This window comes from Clostridia bacterium (assembly GCA_014360065.1).
GTDB lineage: Bacteria > Bacillota > DSM-521 > Neomoorellales > JACIYF01 > JACIYF01.
Genome location: JACIYF010000151.1, coordinates 1 through 5333, shown reverse-complemented (window position 1 = coordinate 5333; position 5333 = coordinate 1). Strand labels below are relative to the sequence as shown.

The window sequence follows — 5333 nt, the reverse complement described above, 5'->3', positions numbered from 1 at the left end:
AATGGCTTGCTGAAAGAGGCCACCGGGGCAACCTTGGCAATCCACCCTGCTGATGCTGAGACCTTGAAAAACCCGATGCAAAGCCTCCTGGCGTTTACTGGAAAACTAAAACCCAGTCCCCCGCCGGACATGCTGGTAAATGAAGGAGATATTATTAAGGCAGGCAGTTTGGAGTTGGAGGTCATTCATACTCCCGGACACACTCCCGGCGGCATCAGCCTGAAAGTGGGGTCCAACCTGTTTACGGGCGATAGCTTGTTTGCGGGTTCAATTGGCCGAACCGATTTCCCCGGCGGCTCCTACAAGACTCTGATAGAGTCCATCGTTCGTAAACTTTTGCGTTATCCGGACGCGACAATAATTTACCCTGGTCATGGCCCGTCGTCAACCATAGGAGAGGAGCGGAAATACAACCCGTTCCTCAGCTAGGCTATACCTTGGGTTTGACAGCTGGAAATAGGTTCATTAGAATGAAGGTAGCCGGTTTGACCTCTCGTCTGCTGGACGGGAGGTTGTTATTTGGAGGTGCACTATTTGCTGACCACTCGTCCTCGGGGAATGAATGACATACTTCCCTTGGAAATCTCAAGGTGGCACCGGGCCGAGGCCATCATTCGGGAGATTACTCGTGTCTATGGCTACGAAGAAATTCGTACCCCACTGCTCGAGCACACCGAGCTCTTCACTCGAGGTATTGGCGAAGACACCGATATTGTAGACAAAGAGATGTATACTTTTACGGATCAAAGCGGGCGGAGTCTAACTCTTAGACCGGAAGGCACTGCTCCGGTGGTTAGAGCGTTTATCCAAAACCATATGCATGCGCAGCCTCTTCCGGCCAAGTTGTATTACTTGGCGCCCATGTATCGATATGGTAGACCTCAGGCAGGACGGCTACGGGAATTTCACCAGTTTGGAGTTGAGGTGCTAGGATCTGAGGACCCAGCTGTTGACGCCGAGGTTATAGTTTTAGCTATGGATTTTTTCACTCGCTTGGGATTACGAAAGCTTGATTTGCACATAAACAGTATTGGCTGTCCGAAATGCAGATCTGGCTACCGTGACCAACTGCTCGCATATCTTACTCCTCTCAAGGACGAGCTCTGTGCTACTTGTGCCAGAAGACTAGAGCGGAACCCTTTGAGGATACTAGATTGTAAGGATGCTGGCTGTAGAGATATTGTTGCTACTGGGCCGCGCTTTTCCGACTATTTATGCCCCGAATGCTCCCTTCATTTTCAGGCGGTTAGGGATCTGCTTTCGCTAGCTAAAGTTGAATACCAATGGGACCCATATCTGGTAAGAGGACTCGATTACTACACCAGAACTACCTTTGAAATTATGGTTGAGGGCATTGGGGCTCAAAGCTCGATTGGGGGCGGCGGCCGCTACGATGGCTTAGTAGAAGCCTGTGGCGGGCCATCGATTTCCGGTATCGGGTTTGGATTAGGACTGGAAAGGGCGTTTTTGGCGCTGGCCGACCAGGGTGTTGAGGAGGAACCATCGGCTGCCAAAGGGATATTTATTGCTATTGCGGAGACAGGCAATGCCTATGGCGACATTCGTAGCTTGGCTTTTCAACTTACCACCCGCTTAAGAGATGCAGGCCTCCCAACCGAAATGAACTTGATTGCTCGGAGCCTTAAAGCGCAAATGCGATACGCTGATCGGATTGGGGCTAGGTTTGTGGTGTTGCTGGGAAGGTCGGAGTTAGAGCGCGGGAGGGTAGCTGTGCGATTCATGGAGAATAGTAGCCAGCAGGAGGTAGACCTTGACCAGCTGGTTTCTTTCTTGCAGTCAAGTTTTAACGCCTAGCGGGAGGAGCAGGCATGGACATACGTACGAAAATGAAGAAGAATCGAAACTGTGGGGAACTCAGGGTACGAGACGTGGGTCAGGAAGTGACGGTGGCAGGTTGGGTTAATCGGCGTCGGGACCATGGCGGCGTGATTTTCCTAGATTTACGGGACCGTTGGGGTATTGTTCAGGTGGTGTGCAGTCCCCAGTATAGCTTTTCCGCTTTCAAGATTGCTGAATCGGTTCGTCCCGAGTATGTGGTCATCGCCAAAGGTGAAGTTAGAGAGAGGCCGGCTGGGGCCGTAAATGAAAAGCTGGCCACCGGAGAAATAGAAATTTATGCTCAGACTATTGAGGTACTGAGCACAGCCAAGACGCCTCCATTTGCCATCGAGGAGAACTTGGAAGCTGATGAGGGACTCAGGCTCAAGTACCGGTATCTCGACTTACGGCGTTCTAACATGCAGTATAACCTGGTCCTACGGCACCGAATCATTAAAACCATTCGCGATTTCCTAGATAGCCAAGGTTTTATCGAAGTAGAAACTCCTATGCTAACCAGGAGCACCCCTGAGGGGGCTAGGGATTTCTTGGTGCCCAGTCGGTTGCGGCCAGGCACTTTTTATGCTTTACCGCAATCTCCCCAGCTTTTCAAGCAGTTGCTTATGGTTGCTGGTATAGAACGGTACTTTCAGATTGCCAGATGCTTTCGGGATGAGGATCTCAGAGCCGATCGCCAACCCGAATTTACCCAGCTGGATCTGGAAATGTCGTTTATAGACGAGGAAGATATCTACCAAGTCATTGAGGCTCTATTTGACTTTTTGTTTCAGCAAATCATGGGAGAGACATTGTCCACGCCGTTTCCGCGCTTGACTTGGCAGGAGGCCATGGATAGATATGGGACCGATAAGCCTGATCTAAGGTTTGGAATGGAGCTGGTCGATATTACCGATCTAGCTGGCCAATCTGAATTTCAGGTCTTTAGGTCGGTTTTGGCCCAAGGAGGCAAAGTCAAGGGGATATGTGTTCCCCGAGCAGCATCTTTTCCCCGGAGAGAAATAGATGCTTTAGTAAAGACTTCACAGGAACTTGGAGCCAAGGGATTAGCCTGGATACAAGCTACCGACCAAGGACCGAAGTCGCCAATTTTGAAGTTTTTTCAGCCAAACTTGGTTAACAGGATAATTGAACGAATGGATGCCTCCTCCGGAAGCCTGCTCCTCCTGGTAGCCGACGAGGCTTCCCTGACCAACTTCGTGTTGGGTCGGCTCAGGTGTTTACTGGCAGAAAAGTTGGATCTGATACCTGCTGGTGAGCATAAGTTTGTTTGGGTAACCAATTTCCCTTTGCTTGAGTATGCTCCGGAAGAAAAACGTTGGACGGCCATGCATCACCCGTTTACAGCTCCAGTAGAAGAAGACATACCTCTCTTAGAAATGGCGAATCGAAGGGGAGAGGTTAGATCTCTGGCCTATGATTTGGTCTTAAATGGAATTGAGTTGGGGTCGGGCAGCATACGTAACCACCGCCGTTGGGTCCAGGAGAAGGTCTTTTCCAGCATTGGGCTGAGCTGGGAGGAGGCCCAGGAAAAATTTGGTTTCTTGCTGGAGGCGTTTGAATATGGGGCGCCCCCGCATGGAGGCATTGCTTTGGGCCTGGATCGTTTGATTATGTTGCTGGCGGGATGTGAAAGCATACGGGATGTAATAGCTTTTCCAAAGACCCAAAGCGGAACCGATCTTTTGACTGACGCTCCAGCAGAAGTATCCGAAGATCAACTTCGAGAACTTCACCTCCGCACTAACCGAATTTCAACCGGGAAGGCTAGTGGGGCCTTGCCATGATTTGGCGAAGAAATTGAGTTGACACTGACGCCTAAATGCGCAACTTGTTTTAGATATACTAAAAGGCTATACTGAGATTGGTATATACGTAACCACTATACCGGGCAGGTGACAGTCGAGCCCGGCATATATTTTTTCATATCTTTTTGGCAAGATACGAAGCGTTACAGAGTAGCCGGAGGTGTATGAATGGCAAGAAATCAAGCAAAGGTTTCAATTATTCCCCTGGGCGGCCTGGGGGAAATCGGTAAGAATATGACCGTAGTAAGATTTGGCGAGTCTCTCCTGGTTATTGATTGTGGACTCATGTTTCCGGAAGATGAGATGCTTGGCATCGATATAGTAATCCCCGACATGTCCTTCTTGATTGAGAATGCTGCGGCTGTAAAGGGAATCATCCTTACCCATGGCCACGAGGACCATATCGGGGGGATACCTTATTTGCTTAGGGAGCTAGATGTGCCAATCTACGGAACCAAGCTAACTTTGGGGCTCTTAGAAGCAAAGTTGCGCGAAGCCGGGCTATTGGGGTCGGCTAAGCTAAAGGGCATCGATCCCCAGACCAGCTTGCGTTTAGGCCCGTTTTTGGTGGAGTTTATCCGGGTGAACCACAGCATAGCTGATGCAGTGGCTGTGGCTATCCATACCCCAGCAGGAACAATTGTTCACACTGGCGATTTTAAATTTGACCAGACCCCAGTAGATCAAAGTTTGACGGATTACTTTAAGTTTGCAGCTTTGGGCGAAAAGGGGGTTCTGGCGCTGCTTTCGGACAGCACCAACGCGGAGCGGCCAGGTTATACGATGTCGGAAGCCAGCGTTGCTAAGACCTTTGATGAAATATTCCGATTTGCCCGGGGGCGAATTATTGTAGCTAGCTTTGCCTCCAACGTCAACCGGATTCAACAGATAATAAGTGCTGCTCAGCGGTACAACCGTAAGGTAGCAGTGGTAGGACGAAGCATGAACAACGTTATCAGTATTGCCTCTGACTTGGGGTACCTCGTGGTTCCCAAAGGAACTCTGCTGGACATCGGTGATATTAGCTCTTTGCCTCAAAACCGGGTGGTAATCCTGACTACTGGTAGCCAAGGTGAGCCCATGTCAGGTTTAACGCGAATTGCCATGCTTGAGCACAAGAATGTGGAAATCATCCCTGGCGATACAGTGGTGATTTCTGCTTCCCCCATCCCTGGAAATGAGAAAATGATCGCCAGAATTATAGATAATTTGTTCAGACAGGGGGCTAATGTAATATATGAGGAGGTTTCGGGTATTCACGTATCTGGTCATGCCAGCCAGGAAGAGCTCAAGCTAATGATCAATCTGGTCCGCCCTAAGTTCTTTATTCCCATTCATGGCGAATACCGGATGCTGGTGAAGCATGCTCGTTTGGCTGAAGAACTGGGCATTCCGGAAGAGAACATTTTTGTACTTGAAAACGGCCAAGTTCTTGATCTTTTCCCTAATCGAGGAGTTACGAGTTCTCGCGTTACTGCTGGCCGGGTTTTAGTGGACGGGTTAGGTATAGGGGATGTCGGTAATGTGGTTTTACGGGACCGCAAGCAGTTGGCACAGGACGGGATCGTGATCGTTGTGGTCACTTTGGGCAAGGATAGTGGTATGGTCATATCTGGTCCGGACATTGTTACCCGAGGTTTTGTTTATGTTCGAGAGGCTGAGGTGCTG

Annotated in this window: 4 protein-coding genes; all 4 read left to right on the top strand. The window is 49.8% G+C overall.

Going from position 1 to position 5333, the window contains the following annotated elements; translation table 11 throughout:
• A partial coding sequence (locus H5U02_13830; GenBank protein ID MBC7343502.1) for an MBL fold metallo-hydrolase occupies positions 1-429 on the top strand: 429 nt, incomplete at its 5' end.
• Positions 430-534: 105 nt separating this feature from the next.
• Positions 535-1815 (top strand): histidine--tRNA ligase, encoded by a 1281-nt coding sequence (locus tag H5U02_13825; protein MBC7343501.1) that lies wholly within the window; start codon positions 535-537, stop codon positions 1813-1815.
• 14 nt (positions 1816-1829) lie between these two features.
• Entirely contained in the window at positions 1830-3644 is a 1815-nt protein-coding gene (gene aspS / locus H5U02_13820; GenBank protein MBC7343500.1) for an aspartate--tRNA ligase, read from the top strand.
• Positions 3645-3833: 189 nt separating this feature from the next.
• Positions 3834-5333: ribonuclease J (locus tag H5U02_13815; GenBank protein MBC7343499.1), on the top strand; the 1500-nt coding region annotated here is incomplete at its 3' end.